At 56.2% G+C, this 16,567-nt stretch carries 17 protein-coding genes and 2 pseudogenes; 7 read left to right on the top strand and 12 right to left on the bottom strand.

Features of this window, described 5'->3' with window-relative positions; translation table 11 throughout:
- Positions 1-42: 42 nt before the first annotated feature.
- The 4 genes from KVG85_RS03105 to KVG85_RS03120 are packed head-to-tail and all read right to left on the bottom strand — an operon-like array spanning position 43 to position 3,202.
- A complete protein-coding gene (locus tag KVG85_RS03105; RefSeq protein WP_217862949.1) occupies positions 43-1,974 on the bottom strand; it encodes an AAA family ATPase in 1,932 nt (643 codons plus the stop codon).
- A complete protein-coding gene (locus KVG85_RS03110; RefSeq protein WP_217862950.1) occupies positions 1,961-2,461 on the bottom strand; it encodes an ABC-three component system middle component 5 in 501 nt (166 codons plus the stop codon). The genes KVG85_RS03105 and KVG85_RS03110 overlap by 14 nt, the downstream gene beginning before the upstream one ends.
- Complete coding sequence (locus KVG85_RS03115) at positions 2,436-3,017, bottom strand: ABC-three component system protein (RefSeq protein ID WP_367615306.1); 582 nt, start codon at positions 3,015-3,017, stop codon at positions 2,436-2,438. The genes KVG85_RS03110 and KVG85_RS03115 overlap by 26 nt, the downstream gene beginning before the upstream one ends.
- A 5-nt stretch (positions 3,018-3,022) precedes the next feature.
- Positions 3,023-3,202: a hypothetical protein gene (locus KVG85_RS03120; RefSeq protein ID WP_130929008.1), complete on the bottom strand. Its 180-nt coding sequence runs from the start codon at positions 3,200-3,202 to the stop codon at positions 3,023-3,025.
- A 542-nt stretch (positions 3,203-3,744) separates the two neighbouring features.
- On the opposite strand from KVG85_RS03120, the gene KVG85_RS03125 reads away from it, so the two are divergent.
- The 4 genes and pseudogenes from KVG85_RS03125 to rimA all read left to right on the top strand — a co-directional run bounded on the left by KVG85_RS03125 (position 3,745) and on the right by rimA (position 7,445).
- Complete coding sequence (locus tag KVG85_RS03125; protein WP_217862951.1) at positions 3,745-4,107, top strand: DUF6124 family protein; 363 nt, start codon at positions 3,745-3,747, stop codon at positions 4,105-4,107.
- A gap of 451 nt (positions 4,108-4,558) precedes the next feature.
- A pseudogene (locus KVG85_RS26230) lies at positions 4,559-5,587 on the top strand (methyl-accepting chemotaxis protein); the annotation flags it as partial.
- A 201-nt stretch (positions 5,588-5,788) separates the two neighbouring features.
- A complete protein-coding gene (locus tag KVG85_RS26235) occupies positions 5,789-6,493 on the top strand; it encodes a methyl-accepting chemotaxis protein (protein ID WP_437182192.1) in 705 nt (234 codons plus the stop codon).
- Between the two features lie 142 nt (positions 6,494-6,635).
- Positions 6,636-7,445: a S6 modification regulatory phosphodiesterase RimA gene (gene rimA, locus KVG85_RS03135; RefSeq protein WP_217862953.1), complete on the top strand. Its 810-nt coding sequence runs from the start codon at positions 6,636-6,638 to the stop codon at positions 7,443-7,445.
- 58 nt (positions 7,446-7,503) lie between these two features.
- Here the strand turns inward: rimA and KVG85_RS03140 are convergent.
- The 7 genes and pseudogenes from KVG85_RS03140 to KVG85_RS03170 form a co-directional block, all read right to left on the bottom strand.
- A pseudogene (locus tag KVG85_RS03140) lies at positions 7,504-7,662 on the bottom strand (DUF6691 family protein); the annotation flags it as partial.
- 99 nt (positions 7,663-7,761) lie between these two features.
- Positions 7,762-8,547: a transporter substrate-binding domain-containing protein gene (locus KVG85_RS03145; RefSeq protein ID WP_024013599.1), complete on the bottom strand. Its 786-nt coding sequence runs from the start codon at positions 8,545-8,547 to the stop codon at positions 7,762-7,764.
- Positions 8,548-8,605: 58 nt separating this feature from the next.
- Complete coding sequence (gene copD / locus KVG85_RS03150) at positions 8,606-9,475, bottom strand: copper homeostasis membrane protein CopD (RefSeq protein ID WP_016775437.1); 870 nt, start codon at positions 9,473-9,475, stop codon at positions 8,606-8,608.
- 3 nt (positions 9,476-9,478) lie between these two features.
- Positions 9,479-9,853 (bottom strand): copper homeostasis periplasmic binding protein CopC, encoded by a 375-nt coding sequence (copC, locus tag KVG85_RS03155; RefSeq protein WP_016775436.1) that lies wholly within the window; start codon positions 9,851-9,853, stop codon positions 9,479-9,481.
- A 32-nt stretch (positions 9,854-9,885) separates the two neighbouring features.
- Positions 9,886-10,755 carry a copper resistance protein B gene (locus tag KVG85_RS03160; protein ID WP_016775435.1) on the bottom strand — a complete coding sequence of 290 codons (870 nt, stop codon included), beginning with the start codon at positions 10,753-10,755 and terminating at the stop codon, positions 9,886-9,888.
- A gap of 11 nt (positions 10,756-10,766) precedes the next feature.
- On the bottom strand, positions 10,767-12,464 hold the full coding sequence (locus KVG85_RS03165) for a copper resistance system multicopper oxidase (RefSeq protein WP_217862954.1): 1,698 nt from the start codon (positions 12,462-12,464) through the stop codon (positions 10,767-10,769).
- 102 nt (positions 12,465-12,566) lie between these two features.
- Entirely contained in the window at positions 12,567-13,037 is a 471-nt protein-coding gene (locus tag KVG85_RS03170; protein ID WP_041477268.1) for a hypothetical protein, read from the bottom strand.
- Positions 13,038-13,201: 164 nt separating this feature from the next.
- Between KVG85_RS03170 and KVG85_RS03175 the strand changes: the two genes are divergently transcribed.
- Positions 13,202-13,870 (top strand): ribonuclease T2 family protein, encoded by a 669-nt coding sequence (locus KVG85_RS03175; RefSeq protein WP_122508339.1) that lies wholly within the window; start codon positions 13,202-13,204, stop codon positions 13,868-13,870.
- A 177-nt stretch (positions 13,871-14,047) separates the two neighbouring features.
- Here KVG85_RS03175 and KVG85_RS03180 read toward each other — a convergent pair whose 3' ends face one another.
- The gene (locus KVG85_RS03180; RefSeq protein ID WP_217862955.1) at positions 14,048-14,905 is read right to left on the bottom strand and encodes a LysR substrate-binding domain-containing protein; all 858 of its coding nucleotides are present in this window, start codon (positions 14,903-14,905) and stop codon (positions 14,048-14,050) included.
- 109 nt (positions 14,906-15,014) lie between these two features.
- Here KVG85_RS03180 and KVG85_RS03185 point away from each other — a divergent pair, with 109 nt between their 5' ends.
- Both KVG85_RS03185 and KVG85_RS03190 read left to right on the top strand, forming a co-directional pair.
- A complete protein-coding gene (locus tag KVG85_RS03185) occupies positions 15,015-15,722 on the top strand; it encodes a haloacid dehalogenase type II (RefSeq protein ID WP_122508341.1) in 708 nt (235 codons plus the stop codon).
- Positions 15,723-15,733: 11 nt separating this feature from the next.
- Positions 15,734-16,507, top strand: coding sequence for an aldolase (locus KVG85_RS03190; protein WP_217862956.1), 774 nt, complete (start codon positions 15,734-15,736; stop codon positions 16,505-16,507).
- The last annotated feature ends 60 nt before the right edge of the window (positions 16,508-16,567 follow it).

A 16,567-nucleotide genomic window follows, 5' to 3' on the forward strand; every position in this document is an offset into this window, starting at 1 on the left:
ATTCTGTGTTTCTGGGTGGCAAATAAATTAGTCCCCATGTTGCTAAGCGCTAAATAATTGAGTTGATACGTTAAGCGACCGAGATTCCGGGTTGAAGTAGCGTCCAACAACCAGCTCTCCATTTTGGAGATCCGGATTTATCTCTGACGTAGCATAGATAACCTGAAATGGAACGCTGATCTTCTCGCACTCGGAAACAATTAATGCCTGAAGATTATGACTGCGCTCTTTTTCCATACCCCCATCATCGATGCCGTCAAGCATCATGAAACGAGGAACTCGCATGTACGACAGTTCTGCACTGGTTTTAAGTAGCGCAAGATGGAATACATGACGAAGGACGACTGCAGAGCTTTCCGAAAAATTTCGAGAGCCGTTAACGAGAACCGTGTTATCGATAAAGCTAAATTCAACAGTATTTGCATCTATAAATTCAGGTTGTAATTGTAAGTCTTTTTTTAGTAACTCTATCATGTTGCTAGAAAGCTTTGATGAGACTTCTCGTTTTCTGGCTTCTTGCTTTCTTTCCAGGTTGTTAATGAGGTCGTTTAGTTTTTCGACCTTAAAAGTTAATTCGTTTCTGTTTTTTTGCAATTCAGAAATTACAGTGAAAAGTTTTTGGTTCTCATAAGCCTGTTTTATCTCTTCATCTAAAGAGCCTAGGCGTCTTGCTGAGTCTTCAAGAAGAGTTTCAATATTACTCGACCAGTGAGATGATATAGAGCTATATTCGGCTTCAAGTCGCTTGGCAGCTTCTGTAGCAAGAGGAATGTCACGGGAAAGTTTCGTAGCCTCTTCTTCTTTTGCTTTAAGTAGGAGCGAGGATTCTTTGATTTGGATAGAAAACTCGTTTCTCATTCGCAATATATTTGAACTGCTCGCTCCCTCAGTCAACTCATGCTTGCACAGGTGGCAATCGTGTCCCTCGGAAGCCTGGGGTGTGAGTTCTGTCAAGCAACTAGGGCAAAATAAAAATGATAGTGCTCCGAAGTAATTTCGTGTTTCCTTTGAATCATCCAACCCAGAAAGCCGCTCTTCTAGCTCTTTCAAGAAAAGTTTAGAATCTGCTATTTCTAAGTTTAATTTTAATAATCCGTCTTTAAGGATGGCTTCATATTGCTTTGCGGAGTTTAGCTTGGAGCGGATTCCATCAACTTTGGCAGAGGCCGTGTTGGCTTCTTTTTTTGATAGAGATCGTTCTGCTTTTAAGCCGACAATGTATTCAGTCAATCTTCCTCGCTCAGCTTCAAGCGCTGGGATTACGCTCCTGGAGGCTTCAATGTCCAGAGTTTGTCCAGATCGACCTAAGACATTAAATATACCTCGTAGCTCACCAATAATTTTATCAAGTGATTTTCCAACCTCTCTCACCTCTAATTGGGCAGAGTAAAGATCGTCATCAGAAACACCGCAGAGATAGCCGCCGACCATATCTCTCGTCAAAGCGCTATCGAAATTATCAGTTCTGAATATTGGGCTATGTACTGAAGGTTGATCTGCATACAATACGCGTAGCAATTGGTGCATTGTTAAATTTGAGGCGGCTGCTCCTTGGGCTTGTGGGATTTCCAAAGCGGAGAAGAGGGCTTGAGAGAAACTTATTTTCTGCTCAGAACGCCGAAATGGATAACGCTCCCAGTGATTTACTCCAGCGACAAGAGCGGCCTCAATACTTCCCCAGAAAATATTCAGCGGTCTCTGACTTTCTGGTTCGATATCTCGCAGAAGAGTAGCGGCTACTCCATTTAAGTGGACTTCAACCATAGTTGCGGAGCACATCAGAGCTTCCGGCTTCCATCTTATGTTTTCGGCCCCCAACGAATAGGCTAAAAGATCCATAATTGTGGTTTTTCCGGAGCTATTGCGACCTCTGATAATGTTTACACCATCGTGAAAAGTACAGTCGAAAGCGCGATGTCCCCCTTGCAGTACTATAAGTCTACGTACGCTGAGTGTAGGCTTAAGATATGTCATACTTATACTCCAATAAGCCCGTTCTGTGCTTTAAGCCATTGATGCCTCTCAAGGGAAGTATCGCCAAATCTTGTAAAATAAAATCTCCAATCTCCGGGCGGCTTTCTAAAAAAACCGAGATTCTTGTTTCTAGGGACTTTGGTAGTTTTACATTTGTTCGCGATATTATGCCTTCTGCATAACTAGAGCGATCGACTATTCCTGAAGCTACTAAGCATCCAATGGCTGATATTTGAATGGCGCGCATATCTTTAAAGATGAGGAAGGGGTCAAAAGGATCGTGATAAATATTTTCGAATTTCTTCGCAGTACGCTTGCCATGAGATAAAGTTTTTGGGAGAGTGATCGTTTGTACCGCTGAGGGAAAGGTCAGATAAAAGTCTAGGAGCCTAGCTTTGTCGTATTCAAGGCTTGGTATTACGGATAAAATTGAAAGCATTCGAAATACGCAATGGTATGCATCATAGGCTGGATGATAAATCAGCATATTTGTCCCACCTTATGTGACAGTTACCTCCAAGAAAATAAAGCAACCCCAGTAGGTCCTTGACAGAAATCTCCAAAAAATTCTCGCCGAGCATGGAACATATGTTGTGAAGGATACTGTTTATTGCTGCGTCAACTACAACTCGATCGCCACCTGATTCGATCACTGGCGTGACTGCGAGCATATAGTTTGTGTGAAGCTCATCTAATAAGATGGTATAGATTCTCTGCGCAACTCTTGAGGATTGCTGCCTCATTACCATTTTGGCAGCTTGCTCTTTTTGACTCATCGCAAAATAAAGCTGATCAGTTCTCCCGCTCTCCCGAAGCTTTGCTTCAAGTCCACGGACGTCGCCTTCCGTTGGTGCTGCTAGGTAATGATTAAGTTTTTCGCAGAAGCCAGAGCCATCTTTTTCGTCAACTTCTGCGGCTCGAAGGCGAGCATAAAGCAGGGTCAACTCGTTGAGAGTTGTACCTTGGCGCATATCAATATTAAGTTTATTAATATTTCCAGCAGCCATGTCGCCATGTACGATGTTGTTAGACTGATCAGACACGTCGTTTACTGCCGATTATTTTTGTTCATGTCACCACCGGCCATATCGCCATGAACGGTGTTGTTGTTCTGCGCGGTTTTTCGTTTTTGAGAGTTATTAGTTTGGATCTTGCTAACTACGATTTTCGCAGTCCATCCAGCGCCTAGCCCAACTAAAAAAGTAAATATATGCGTGAGATATTCCATTATCGATCCTAGAAATTCGCTGAGGTAACCATCCTGAGACTAGCGGAGTGCCACCATGCCGTCCAGCATTGTCTAGTCAAACGCTTTTCAAACACGCCATGTCGCTTCAACAAGGCAGGTTATGCGCGGCCGGATGATCGCTGGGACGGGAATAGGAACGTATCTATTTATTGTGAGTTTAAACAGCGAAAACCACTCTTGTTTAGGTTGGTCGAGAAGGTGCAGTCTAAGGCCTACACCACCTTGCGCCTCCCCCTACACCTAAGACAGAATCCGCCGGCTTGTGCGTCTAGCCTGCGGGTTTTATCGTCTCCGGGTCACTGAAAACAGTGATCGGGTTTGGTAGCCCGTTCCGTCAGAAGCACAAGACTACTGTCTTGCGACGACGTTTCTCGTCTTCGTTTTATGGTGGTCATGCGCGGGGCGTCTTCGGATGCGCCGGGGTTCCTGACGACCGGTCTACCAACCTGCGTATGGCCTCCACCCTTCGTTTGGTAGCGAGAGTGATGGCTCCTTTTCGTTTATCCGTCAGGAGTTACACCATGTTCAAACCAACACCCAACCCGCCAGAAACCGACCCCGCATCCCCCTACGAATCCGCCAATTCCAAAAAACTCCACGAAGCCGCCGAGCGCGCGCTCGATCACTATCTCCTTCCCGCCAGCCTAATCATGGCCAGCACCGATGAGCCCGAACGCATGTACCTTGCCAATCCGAAGTACGACATGGAATCCCTGTTGGCCAATGCCTGCGAAACCCTGGGTTCTGCCTCCGAAATGCTCAACAACTTTGCCGCGACGCTGGATAACTCGCGCCGCAAATCTGCGCTAGGCATTGCGCAGGTGGTGATGTTGGCGGAGTTGGCGGTGAATCAGGCGTTGGATAAGGTCGAAATCAAGCCGTAAACCCGTGTCCCTCTGTGGCATGCGGCACGCCGTTGCTGCAGAGGGGCGGGTTCTGAATTGACATTTTCATCGGATTTTCACGCCAGTAGCGATGTGCCACAAATCATGATGGCAATGCGTCATCATGCCACTCAAAAAGTTCAACGTTTATACAAAAATATAAAGTTGTACAAGTTTTCCCAAAATTAATAGCATCCCTCCAGACACCTTTGCTGAAACGATAAATCCAGCGTGCAAATGCTCTGTTTGCGACGTGAAGGGTTTGTCTACCGGTGCTCGCGTCGCGGATTTATCGACGCGTCCACAGCATTGGCATTTGCATTTCCGGGACAGCTGGAGCGTCCCGTATTACGCCCTGGATGACGACCCCTGAATGTCTGGACGGTAACTGTGGTTACCGGAGATCAATTTTTGTGCCTGGCGTTTCGCGTCAGGACGTTTGAGGCTGAATATGGCAGTAGCATCGAATTTCCTCGGTGACATCAAAGTTTCCCGCAAGCTGGGAACCGGCTTCGGCATTCTTCTGCTGGCCGTTTTGGCGGTTGCCTTCATTGGCTATAACAGCAACAGCGTGCTGGTTGATCGCTTGAGTACGACGCGTCTGATCGGCACGTTGAATGACGCTACGCAAAATATGCGTCTGTCCGAGAAACAGTACGAAGCCGCCGCTGACGCAGCGTTCGCCGAGTCCTATAACGCGCAGTTGAATGTCTTGCAGGGCCTTGTGGGCAAGGCACTGGATACCTTGACCCGCGCTGAAAACCAGCAAGCCTTGAAGGCTTTGCAAACCACGATTGTTGCCTACGACCAGAAGGTCAAACGGCTGATCGCTGCCGATCAGTCGACCACCGATGCGCTGAAACCGCTGACGGCGCTGTCGGACAAGTACGCGCAAACTTTTGCCAGCATGCTTGAAGGCACCACGACCAGTGCACTGGCGTCTGCCGATGGCGAACGCGTTCGGGAGCTGCGCACGGTGGCCGATTTGCGCAATGGCATGACCACGTTTCGCCTGATGTTGCGTCGTTACATCGCGGTGCCCAACGACGTGAACAAAAAACTGCTGATGGAAACCATCGATACCTTCTTGAGTGATATCAGCAAGGCGCGCACCAGCCTGCCGACGGCGCTGTCGAGCCAACTGGAAGAAGCCCACGCCGGCATGCGCCGTTATCGCGAAGTACTGGTGGAAGTGGCCGGACTGTTTGAGCAGAAGCAGAACATGCGCGAGCAGGTCGACCAGGAAAGCAAGGCGATGGACAAGATCATGAGTGGCCTGATGGACACCCAGCAGCGCCTTGCGCATGAGGATCAGCATTCGGCTTTTATTCAGATGGCGGTATTGACTGCGTTGGCGCTGGTGATCGGGCTGTTGGCTTCGGTGGTCATCTCGCGCCAGATCACTGCGCCGCTAGCGCTGACGGTTGATCTGGCACGACGGATTGCCAAAGGCGACCTGACGGTCCAGGCCAGGTCTGCGCGCAAAGATGAGTTGGGCGATCTGCAAAATGCGATGCAGGAGATGGCGCAGAACCTGAACACGCTGGTGCAAGGTATCGGCAATGGCGTCACGCAGATTTCCACCTCTGCGGAAAAGCTCTCGGCCATGAGCGAGCAGACCAGCGCAGGTGTACGTCAGCAAAAAAGTGAAGTGGATCAAGTTGCCACGGCGATGCACGAAATGGCTTCGACGGTGCAGGAAGTTGCGCGTAACACCACCGATGCCTCCGCTGCCGCGACCCTCGCCGATCAGCAGGCGCGCCACGGCAGCACGGTGGTCAAGCAGGCGACGGTGCAGATCAGCGAACTTGCCATAGCCATTGAAGAGTTGGGCGGTGCGATGAATGTGCTGACTCAGGACAGCGAGCAGATCGGCAAAGTCATCGATGTGATCAAAGCCGTCGCCGAGCAGACCAATCTGCTCGCGTTGAACGCCGCTATTGAAGCCGCGCGGGCGGGTGAGCAGGGTCGTGGTTTTGCTGTGGTGGCAGACGAAGTGCGCTCGCTCGCACAGCGCACGCAGGACTCGACCAAGGAAATCGAAGCGCTGATCGTCACCCTGCAACAAGGCACGCAAGCGGCCGCGACGCTGATGACCTCAAGCCGCGAACGCACCCTCGATACGGTGGTACTGGCGCAGAAAGCCGAATTGGCGATTACCGAGATCAATCAGTCCATCGGTACGATCCAGGAGATGAGTCTGCAGATATCGGCCGCCGCCGAGCAGCAAAGTGCCGTGGCCGACGAAATCAACCGCAGCATTGTCAGTGTGCGTGATGTGGCTGACCAGTCGGCTGTCGCCAGCGAAGAAAGTGCGGCGGCGACGATCGAGTTGGCGTCACTTGGGCAGGACCTGCAGCGAATGACCGCGCATTTCCGCACCTGATCTTTTCAACTTGGCGCACGCGGTGCCTTCAACTATTCAGGCGCCGCGGAGGCTGAAGTTATTGCGTTGTTTGCAGATAACTAAGGCCAGCAGCTGTTTTATTTATCGCCATGGAAGGTTGCACCCCGTCATCAGGTGGTTCATGACCGACTTTCCAAAATCATTCGCGTCTCCCGGAGGCTGCCAGGGCTGTAGGAACAAAGGCGTGCCGGAGATGGATTTCGCCTTCGCTTTCCAGCCCATTGTGGACCTGCGCGATCAAACGACGTTTGCCCATGAAGCGTTGGTTCGCGGCGTGAACGGCGAAGGCGCCTTGTCTGTCCTGGAAAAGGTGGACGATCAGAACCGTTATCGATTCGATCAACTGTGTCGAGTGCGGGCGATTTCCACGGCGGCTGACTTGGGCATGACGCAGTACCTGTCGATCAACTTTCTGCCGAATGCCGTTTACCGGCCGGAGATGTGTATTCGCAGCACGCTGGAAGCGGCGCGCACGTACGGCTTTCCGCTGGAGCGGCTGATCTTCGAGGCTGTGGAAGGCGAGCACGTCGAAAGCAACAAACACTTGATGAATATCTTGCGTGAGTATCGTGAGTTTGGTTTCAAGACGGCCATCGACGACTTTGGCGCAGGCTATTCCGGCCTTAACTTGTTGGCGGATTTTCAACCGGACCTGATCAAGCTGGATATGGCGCTGATCCGCAATATTCACCGTGACCGCGTACGCCAGACGATCGTGCGCAACGTGGTGAACATGTGCAGAGAGTTGGGCGTGGAAGTGATCGCCGAGGGCATAGAAAATGCCGAGGAAAGAGACTTTCTCGCCGATTGCGGCATTTATCTGATGCAGGGCTACTGGTTCGCCAGGCCCTCGTTCAGATCGTTGGCGCAGATCTCGACGAGTGCGTGGCTGGGGAGATCATCCAATCCGCGCTCTTATGCAAAACATTGACAGCCACCAACACTGGCTGCCGTGAGTGCCATGCGCCTGAATGCCGGTTGTTCTGCGGTCACGGGGTGCGTCGGGTTTCCAGCAACGTAAATAGGCCCATGCCTGCGAGCATCGCCAATACGAAAACGATTGCCTGCCAGTGGCCCGTCAACAGGATGGTCACCGCCGGGCCGGGGCAGATGCCGGCTATCCCCAAACCGACGCCGAACAGCAGGCCGGCCAGGAATGCATTCAGTTTGAGCACGTTCAGATTCCCGACACCGCGTGCATTGAGCGAACCGTTCCCTCAACGCGCGCGGTGGCCGGGTTCAGTGGCTTATTGCGGCACCGCTATCCACTCACTCAACGTCTGCTGATACTTGCCAGTGACCTTGCTCAAATGCAGCCACTGATCGACATACACTTTCCAACTCATGTCATCACGCGGCAGCAAGTAAGCCTTCTCCCCGTACTGCATGTACTTATGCGGATTCACTGCGCACAACCCCGGTTTGAGTTTCTGCTGATACAGCGCTTCCGAGGCGTCGGTGATCATCACGTCGGCTTTGTTGTCGAGCAGTTGCTGGAAGATCGTCACGTTGTCGTGCAGGGCCAGCTGTGCCTTGGGCAGGAAGGCGTGGACGAAGGCTTCGTTGGTGCCGCCGGCAGGTTCCACCAGGCGCACGTTGGGCTGGTTGATCTGGTCGATGGTCTGGTATTTGGACTGGTCGGCGCAGCGCACCAGCGGGATTTTGCCGTCAGTGTCGAGGGTGTTGCTGAAGTAGGCTTTTTTCTGCCGTTCCAGTGTGACCGAGATGCCGCCCATGCCGATGTCGCATTTGCCGGCCTGCATGTCGGGCATCAGGGTTTTCCAGGTGGTCTGCACCCATTGCACCTTGACGCCGAGGCTGTCGGCCAGGGAGCGGGCCATGCTGATGTCGATGCCTTCGAAGTCGCCATCGTTGCGCTTGAAGGTATAGGGCTTGTAGTCGCCGGTGGTGCAGACGCGCAACTGGCCTTGTTGCTGAATGCTGTCGAGGTGGGACGTGGCGGGATCGGCGTGAGCGCCAGTCGCCAGGGTCAGCAGGCCGCCGAGGATCATCGTGCTTTTTAGTGTTGTCATTGAGATCGGGCTTCTGAAAGGGAAGGTGGCCCAGTGTAGTGAAAGCCTTCCACGGGTGTCATCCCGGGTCCGGACTCAATGTGCCCAGCCACGCCACCAGCGCCACGATCAACAGGGCAAGGGCCAGCTCCATCACCACACTGCGCCGCAGCGCGTTCGCGGCGATGAGGTGCTGGCCGTCGCGCAGCGATTGTTGCAGTGACGGTCCAAGATGAAAGCGGTTCAACGCAGCCAGCACCAGCATCACGGCAAACGCCAGCACCTTGATCGTAAGCAACTGCCCGTAGGTCCCGAACAGCACTCCGTCGAGCCTTGGGCCGACGATGAAGAGATAATTCATCACGCCGGTGACCGACACCGTCAGCACGATCAATGCGCCCACCCATTCGAAGCGTTTCACTGCATCGGCGAGCAGGCGAAAGCGTGTGTCACCGATCCGCCCGCTCGCCATCAACACCAGCGCCAGCAAGGCACCCAACCACGCTCCCGCCGCAAGCAAGTGCAAGATGTCGCTGAGAAAGTGCCAGAACCGCAGCCATCCTTCGTCCATCGCTCCGTGCCCGCTCCATGCCAGCGAAGCGAGGGCAATGGCGCCTGCCAACGACGCTGGCCACAGACTCGGCCGGATCACTACGATGGCCAGCGCTGTCATCCGCAGCGCCCACGCCAGGCCAACGTCCGTTTCCAGCAGCATCATCTGCAGGTGCGGCCACAACGCCGCGAGCTGGGTTTCGCCACTCATGGCGCGGGTCATCAGCACCAGCCCGGCCACTGACAGCAATGCCCCTGTCACCGCCATGCCCCGCAACAACGGACGGAACCGCAGCAGCGCGTTGAAGCTGTACAAGCCAAACAACGCCAGGCCGAACAACAGCAGCAAATCCACGTACAAGGCGAACCGCAGGATGATATTGAGCAGGTCCGCCATTGTTCACTTCACTTTGAACGTGACGTTACCGGTGATCGGGTGCGTGTCGGCGGACACCGCGCGCCACTGCACCTGATAGGTGCCGGCAGGCAGCGGGGCGAGCGGGGTGATCAGCATGGTTTTCGGATCGCTGCTGGCGCTGACCTTGGCTTTCATCGGCATCGGCGAGTGAGCCATGCCACCCATTTCGGTCATTACCAGTTTGGCCCCGGAGAACTGCGTGACCAGGCTCTCGGAAAAGTGCAGCTCGATCCTGCCCGGCGCGGCGCCTTCCGCGCCTTCGGCTGGCGTCGACGAGAGCAGTTTCGGATGGGCCTGGGCGAGGGTGCTCAGGAGCAATCCGCTGGCGAATATCAGGGGCAGGGTCAATGTGCGCATGCAAGGTCTCCGGTTTGTTTTTGTAGAAGAATTCAGAACCACAGCCTGACGCCGAGGACGAGGCGTGCCTCACTGCGGTCCTCGTCTTCTTCGCGGGCATAGTCGGCGGTGTTGCCGTAAGTGCGATTCCACGTCACGCCGATATAAGGCGCGAATTCGCGGCGGATTTCATAGCGCAACCGCAGGCCCGCCTCGGTATTGGACAACCCTGAGCCGATGCCCCGCTGCGGATCGTTTTTGCCATAGATATTCAGTTCTGCGGTCGGCTGCAGGATCAGTCGATTGGTCAGCAGGATGTCGTAGTCGCCCTCCAGCCGTACCGCACTCTGGCCGCCCTCGCCAAGGAAAGCCGTGGCTTCGGCCTCGAAGTTGTACAGCGCCATGCCCTGCACGCCGAACGCGGCCCAGGTTTGCGGTGCGCCGGGTTTGAAGTCCTGACGCACGCCGCTGACCACGTCCCACCACGGTGAAATGGCGTGGCCCCACAGCGCTTGAATTTCCGCGTCTTCAGTCTTGCCGTTGTTGCGCTCGCCTTCAGAGCGCAGCCACAGCCGATCGGTATCCCCACCGATCCAGCCGGACAGGTCCCAGGCCAAAGCGCTGCCGTCATCGGCGTTCTGCCATTCGAGTTTGTCGGCAAGAAAGTAACTGTTGACGACGCTGTCATGCACCTGATGACCGCCGGGGCTGATAAACACCGCAGCGCGGTCGGCGTCGGTCACGGGCGCAATCGGCGTGCGGCTTTCGCTGGGCGCGGCGGGCTGCATCATGCCGTCGTCCATGCTTTGCATTGCCGAATGATCCATCTCGGGCATCTGGCTGTGGTCCATGCCGTGCATGGCGTCGGCGGCCATGGCGGAGGTGCCGGCTAGCAGCAGCGGAAACACGCTGAGTCGAGTCATGATGGACCTCTTCATTCTTCCACCCGCACTTCGCGGAACATGCCCGTTTCCATGTGATAAAGCAGATGACAGTGATAGGCCCAGCGGCCGAGGGCGTCGGCGGTGACGCGATAGCTGCGGCGGCTGCCGGGCGGCATGTCGATGGTGTGTTTGCGCACCTGAAAGTTGCCGTTTTCGTCTTCCAGATCGCTCCACATCCCGTGCAGGTGGATCGGGTGGGTCATCATGGTGTCGTTTACCAGCACCAGGCGGATGCGCTCGCCGTATTTCAGACGTAGAGGCTCGGCATCGGAGAACTTGATGCCGTTGAACGACCAGGCGAATTTCTCCATGTGGCCGGTCAGGTGCAGTTCTATCGTGCGGCCCGGATCGCGGCCGTCCGGGTCCTCGAAGGTGCTGCGCAGGTCGGCGTAGGTCAGCACTCGGCGGCCGTTGTTGCGCAGGCCGAGGCCTGGGTCGTCGAGCTTTGGCGCGGTGATCATGGCCTGCATGTCCACCAGCGGATTGTTGTTTTCACTGTCGGGATGGGCTTGCATCGGGCCCATGCTGGAGTGATCCATGGCGCTCATGTCCATGCTGCCGTGATCCATGCCGCCCATGCCCATGTCGTCCATGCTCACCAACGGACGCGGATCCAGCGCCGGCACTGCTGCCGACATGCCGGCGCGTGTGGCGAGAGTGCCACGGGCGTAGCCGGTGCGATCCATTGCCTGGGCGAAAAGGGTATAGGCCTCGGTTTCAGGTTCAACGATCACGTCATAGGTCTCGGCCACGGCAATGCGCAGTTCATCGACGCTGACCGGTTTGACGTGCAGGCCATCGGCAGCCACCACCGTCATCTTCAGTCCCGGAATGCGCACATCGAAATAGGTCATGGCCGAGCCGTTGATCAGGCGCAGGCGCAGTTTTTCGCCGGGACGGAACAGCCAGGTGAAGTTGTCATCGGGGGCCTGGCCGTTGATCAAAAAGGTATACGTGGCGCCACTGACGTCGGCGATGTCGGTAGGGTTCATGTTCATTTGCGCCCACATCGTGCGATCGGCAACCGTGGCGCCCCAGCCTTTCTCACCGACATCGTTGATAAAGTCGCCGACGGTGCGTTTGTGGAAGTTGTAGTAGTCGGACTGCTTTTTCAGCGTCTTCATCAGGCTGGCCGGGTCTTCGTCGGTCCAGTCGCTGAGCATCACCACGTAGTCGCGATCGTACTGGAACGGCTCCGGCTCTTTGGCCTCAATGACCAGCGGCCCATAGACGCCGGCCTGCTCCTGTAAGCCGGAATGGCTGTGATACCAGTAGGTGCCGTGTTGCCGAACCTTGAACTGGTAAACGTACACGCCCCCCGGTTCGATGCCATGGAAACTCAGACCCGGTACGCCGTCCATGTTCGCCGGCAGCAGAATGCCGTGCCAGTGAATCGAGGTGTCGGCGGTGAGCCGGTTACGCACCCGCAGCGTCACGGTATCGCCTTCGCGCCAGCGCAACAGCGGGCCGGGCAGGCTGCCATTGATGGTCATCGCTGTGCGTGCCGAACCCGTGAAATTGACCGGAGTTTCGCCGATGAACAACTCGAATTCGTTACCGCTCAGTTCGTTGACGGGCGCGGCGCCGTTCAGCGCCCAGACCGGTGTCCGCCAGAGCCCGAGGCCACCGAGCAAGCTACCGGCGGCCAGGCCTTTGACAAAAGTGCGTCTTGTGAGAATGGAAGGCATGCGCTGGAAATCCCCGTCTGGCTCATGACAGAGAGACTAGCCAGCCCCGGCTTTCAGTTGGCTGAGGCAAACATTACAGTTTTGTCAGTTAACCCGGGCGGCTTAAAGCCCCAGCCCTTGCTGCACCACTTGCAGCAGATTGTTTTCCGTCAGCGCGATCGCATCCAGCTCCTGGCCGGTCTCGATAGTCTGCAACCACCAGTGACTCTCGCCATGCTCGTCAACCGTGCGCAGCAACGACTGATCGCGCCCCGGCACCTTGATCTCGACACGTCCGCAACCGTCCTCGGTAAACCGCGCAATCGGATCGAACATCAAACTGTGATGGTTGGCTTCGATCACCAACTGGTCGATGGCGTAGTCGTGGCTTTCGCCGTCCGGCGAACTTTCGCAAACGTGCGTAGGATTTCGCCGAATCTTCAGTCCTACTTCGGTGACTGGCTGCAGCCAGCCCTCGATGCGGTGGTACAAGTCGTACACCTGAGCAGGCCAGCAATCGATTTCCAGCGCCGCATCAGCCTGGGTATGCCGTGTCTGCTTGAGTCTGGCGGCGAGTTCGTCTGCTTTACTCATGTCGGTTCCCTTGTTGGATGTCTGCCTGTTCAGCGTAGACCTTCGCACGGCGCAGGGCCTTGCCTTGCGTCATGCGCTTGCAATACAAGCGTGTCGAAATCAGCACTGGCCAGGTCTGGCCAACAACGAAAACCACGGACGCAGGCGTCCCAAGGAACGGGTTAATGAAAAAGCTGTTTACAATTCTGGCGCTGATCGCGCTGACGGCCGGTAGCATCGGCATGAGTTCGGCGCGTCAGCCGGCGTCGAACAAAGCGCAGGCGGAATCGGTGGCGGGGGTGTTCGACTACTACCTGCTGGCGCTGTCCTGGTCGCCGACTTTTTGTCTGACGCACAAGGACGACGCGCAGTGCACCGGCAACGGTTACGGTTTTGTCCTGCACGGTTTGTGGCCGCAATACGCCAAGGGCGGCTGGCCAGAATCCTGCCCGCCGCTGACCAGGCTATCGGCGGCAGAAACCAGCAAGGGCCTGACGATGTACCCGACGAAAAAACTTCTTGATCACGAATGGTCCAAGCACGGTACCTGCAGCGGTCTTGGCGCGGAGGGCTATCTGGACAAGTCCGATCAGGCCCTCGGCGCGGTGAAGATTCCGCAGGCGTTACAGCCGTTCGGCTCGACGTCGTACTACTTCGAAGCGCAGGAGATTGTCGATCTGTTTCGCAAGGCCAATCCGGGGATTCCCGAAGACGGAATTGCGGTGGTTTGCAGCGGCCCGCAGCTGTCGGAAGTGCGGGTGTGCATGGACAAGGATTTGCAGTTCGGCGCGTGTGGCAAAGGGGTGAAGACGCAGTGCCGGGCGGGGGATATTCGGGTGCCGCCGGTACGGTGAACCATCCGTAATGAGCCAGGGAAAACAGGCGCTCCCGTGAGCGCCTGTTTTTTTGGCCTGAGGATTTGCAAATGTGAATATGAATACGAACCACGCTACTACTCAAACACCATGAACATTCCCACCGCCGACCTGCTCCGCGAAACCAACAAACCCGAATAAAGATCCTCGGGGGACTCACGCAAATCCCCCCGCATCCACCTCCAATTCCCCACGCAAAAACTCCACCAACCCCCGCTGCATCCCACTCAACACTCCCTCGCGGCTGACCAGCGCCAGTTCCGTCGGCGCCAACTCAGGCAGATCCCTACACACCTCATGCTCTGGCAATAGCGCCGAAACCGGCAAAACCGAAATCCCTAACCCAGACGCTACCGCCGCTTGAATCCCGGTCAGGCTATGGCTGCCGAACGCCACTCGCCATGGTCGCTGCGCCACATCGAGCAAGCGAATCGCCCGTTGTCGGTACAGGCAGCCCTGCGGAAACAGCGCCAGCGGCAGCACACCGCTGGAGGTGTCGAATTCGGTGCCTTTGACCCAGACCAGTCGCTCCGGCCAGGTGGCCCATGCCGGGCCGCTGTCGGGTTCGCGTTTGATCAGGGCAATGTCGATGTCGCCGGCGTCGAGGCGTTGGCGCAGGTCGAGGCTCATGCCACTGATGGTTTCCAGGCGCGCTTGCGGATGGTTGCGGGTAAAACCGGCGAGGATCAGTGCCATGCGCCGGGCGTCGAAGTCTTCCGGCATGCCGATGCGCAGCACTTCCAGGTCGACGTCACTGGCCAGCGCTTGCGTGGCTTCGGCGGACAGCGCCAGTAACCGGCGCGCATAGTGGATCAGCAGTTCGCCGTGTTCGGTGACCGCGACGTTCACTCCGGTGCGGTCGCGCAGGAGTAGCGGGTGGCCGACCAGATCTTCGAGCTTGCGCACCTGCTGGCTGACCGTCGATTGCGTGCGGTGCACACGTTCGGCTGCGCGGGTGAAGCTGCCTTCGTCGACCACGCAGACAAAGGTTTTCAGCAATTCCAGATCCAGCATGGCGGCGTTCCTGATAGTTGATTTGCGAATGACAATCGGGTGTTTATTTAATTTCACACTATCACCGCACGCTCATAAGCTGAAGTCCTCACTCTGGAGGAATCGACCGATGACCTTGAACAACACGCCACGCCCGCAATGGCTGACCTTCGATTGCTACGGCACGCTGATTCAGTGGGATGAAGGGCTGAAAGCCGTGGTCGAGAAAATGCTCAGCGACAAGGGCGAGCACGCAGTCGACGCCACTAAGTTGATCGAAGTCTACGACCGTCACGAGCACCGTCTCGAACAAACGCCGCCGCACCGTTCCTTTCGCGAACTGAGCACCCTCGGCCTGCAACTGGCGCTGGCAGAATTGGGCTTGCCGAGCCAGCCCGAGGACAGTCAACGCCTGGCGGCGGCCATCCCGAACATGCCGCCATTTGTCGAAGTGATCGACACCCTCGCGCAGCTCAAAGCCATGGGCTTCAAGCTGTGCATCGTCTCCAACACCGACGACGACATCATTGCCGGCAACGTTGCGCAGCTCGGCGGCCATATCGACCGGGTGATCACCGCGCAACAGGCCGGTGCCTACAAGCCGGCGCCGCGCCTGTTCGACTACGCTCATGAGCAATTGGGCGTGACCCGGGATGAAGTGGTGCACATCTGCGCCAGCCCGACGCTCGATCACACGGCGGCGCGGGACATGGGTTTTCGTTGCGTGTGGATCGATCGCGGCACGGGTCGTCAGTTGTTGCCGGACTATCGCCCCGACGCGATCCTGTCCAGCCTCGATCAAGTGCTGCCGCTGTTCAAATCCCTCGGCTGGACCTAAGGAGAATTGCCATGGCTCATATCTTGAGCGGCACTGGCAAAGCCAGACCCAGCGCAACGCTGCACCTGGACACCGAGGCGATCATCACCGCCCGCAACGAACTTGCTGCGTGCTTTCAACTGGCCGCATTGCATGGTCTGGAGGAGGGCATCTGCAATCACTTTTCGGCGATGCTGCCGGGGCATGATGATCTGTTTCTGGTCAATCCATACGGCTACGCTTTTTCGGAAGTGACCGCGCAAAATCTGCTGGTCTGTGACTTCGCCGGCAATGTGGTCGCTGGCGAAGGCGAGCCCGAAGCGACCGCGTTCTACATCCACGCGCGCCTGCACAAACAACTGCCACGGGTAAAAGTCGCCTTCCATACGCACATGCCGCACGCCACCGCGTTGTGCCTGTTGCAAGGCCCGCCGCTGCTGTGGCTGGGGCAGACCGCGCTGAAGTTCTACGGACGGACGGCAGTGGACGAGGATTACAACGGCCTCGCACTGGACGCATCCGAAGGCGACCGCATCGCCAGCGTCATGGGCCATGCCGACATTCTCTTTCTGAAAAACCACGGTGTGATTGTCGCTGCGCCGACCATCGCCGAAGCCTGGGACGATCTGTATTACCTGGAACGCGCCGCGCAGGTGCAACTGCTGGCGATGGCCACTCAGCGCGAATTGAAACCGGTGCCTCATGCGATTGCGCAGCGCGCCTATGAACAGATGCGTGAAGGCGATGCGCAAAGTGCCCGCGAGCACCTGACCAGCGCGATGCGGCGGCTGGCCCTGCACAACTGATTAACCGTAAAGAAGCAATCGTAAATAAATCGACGAAAAGCGATCATCCAAACTCGCGAC

The sequence above is a fragment of the Pseudomonas triticicola genome, from assembly GCF_019145375.1.
Lineage (GTDB): Bacteria > Pseudomonadota > Gammaproteobacteria > Pseudomonadales > Pseudomonadaceae > Aquipseudomonas > Aquipseudomonas triticicola.

Excerpts from the sequence above, each read along its gene's own strand:
- copD (WP_016775437.1), bottom strand. The coding sequence starts at position 9,475 with ATGGCGGACCTGCTCAATATCATCCTGCGGTTCGCCTTGTACGTGGAT.
- KVG85_RS03190 (WP_217862956.1), top strand. The coding sequence starts at position 15,734 with ATGGCTCATATCTTGAGCGGCACTGGCAAAGCCAGACCCAGCGCAACG.
- KVG85_RS03145 (WP_024013599.1), bottom strand. The coding sequence starts at position 8,547 with ATGACAACACTAAAAAGCACGATGATCCTCGGCGGCCTGCTGACCCTG.
- KVG85_RS03165 (WP_217862954.1), bottom strand. The coding sequence starts at position 12,464 with ATGCCTTCCATTCTCACAAGACGCACTTTTGTCAAAGGCCTGGCCGCC.
- KVG85_RS03110 (WP_217862950.1), bottom strand. The coding sequence starts at position 2,461 with ATGCTGATTTATCATCCAGCCTATGATGCATACCATTGCGTATTTCGA.
- KVG85_RS26235 (WP_437182192.1), top strand. The coding sequence starts at position 5,789 with ATGGCTTCGACGGTGCAGGAAGTTGCGCGTAACACCACCGATGCCTCC.
- copC (WP_016775436.1), bottom strand. The coding sequence starts at position 9,853 with ATGCGCACATTGACCCTGCCCCTGATATTCGCCAGCGGATTGCTCCTG.
- KVG85_RS03160 (WP_016775435.1), bottom strand. The coding sequence starts at position 10,755 with ATGACTCGACTCAGCGTGTTTCCGCTGCTGCTAGCCGGCACCTCCGCC.
- KVG85_RS03170 (WP_041477268.1), bottom strand. The coding sequence starts at position 13,037 with ATGAGTAAAGCAGACGAACTCGCCGCCAGACTCAAGCAGACACGGCAT.
- rimA (WP_217862953.1), top strand. The coding sequence starts at position 6,636 with ATGACCGACTTTCCAAAATCATTCGCGTCTCCCGGAGGCTGCCAGGGC.
- KVG85_RS03180 (WP_217862955.1), bottom strand. The coding sequence starts at position 14,905 with ATGCTGGATCTGGAATTGCTGAAAACCTTTGTCTGCGTGGTCGACGAA.
- KVG85_RS03185 (WP_122508341.1), top strand. The coding sequence starts at position 15,015 with ATGACCTTGAACAACACGCCACGCCCGCAATGGCTGACCTTCGATTGC.
- KVG85_RS03175 (WP_122508339.1), top strand. The coding sequence starts at position 13,202 with ATGAAAAAGCTGTTTACAATTCTGGCGCTGATCGCGCTGACGGCCGGT.
- KVG85_RS03125 (WP_217862951.1), top strand. The coding sequence starts at position 3,745 with ATGTTCAAACCAACACCCAACCCGCCAGAAACCGACCCCGCATCCCCC.
- KVG85_RS03105 (WP_217862949.1), bottom strand. The coding sequence starts at position 1,974 with ATGACATATCTTAAGCCTACACTCAGCGTACGTAGACTTATAGTACTG.
- KVG85_RS03120 (WP_130929008.1), bottom strand. The coding sequence starts at position 3,202 with ATGGAATATCTCACGCATATATTTACTTTTTTAGTTGGGCTAGGCGCT.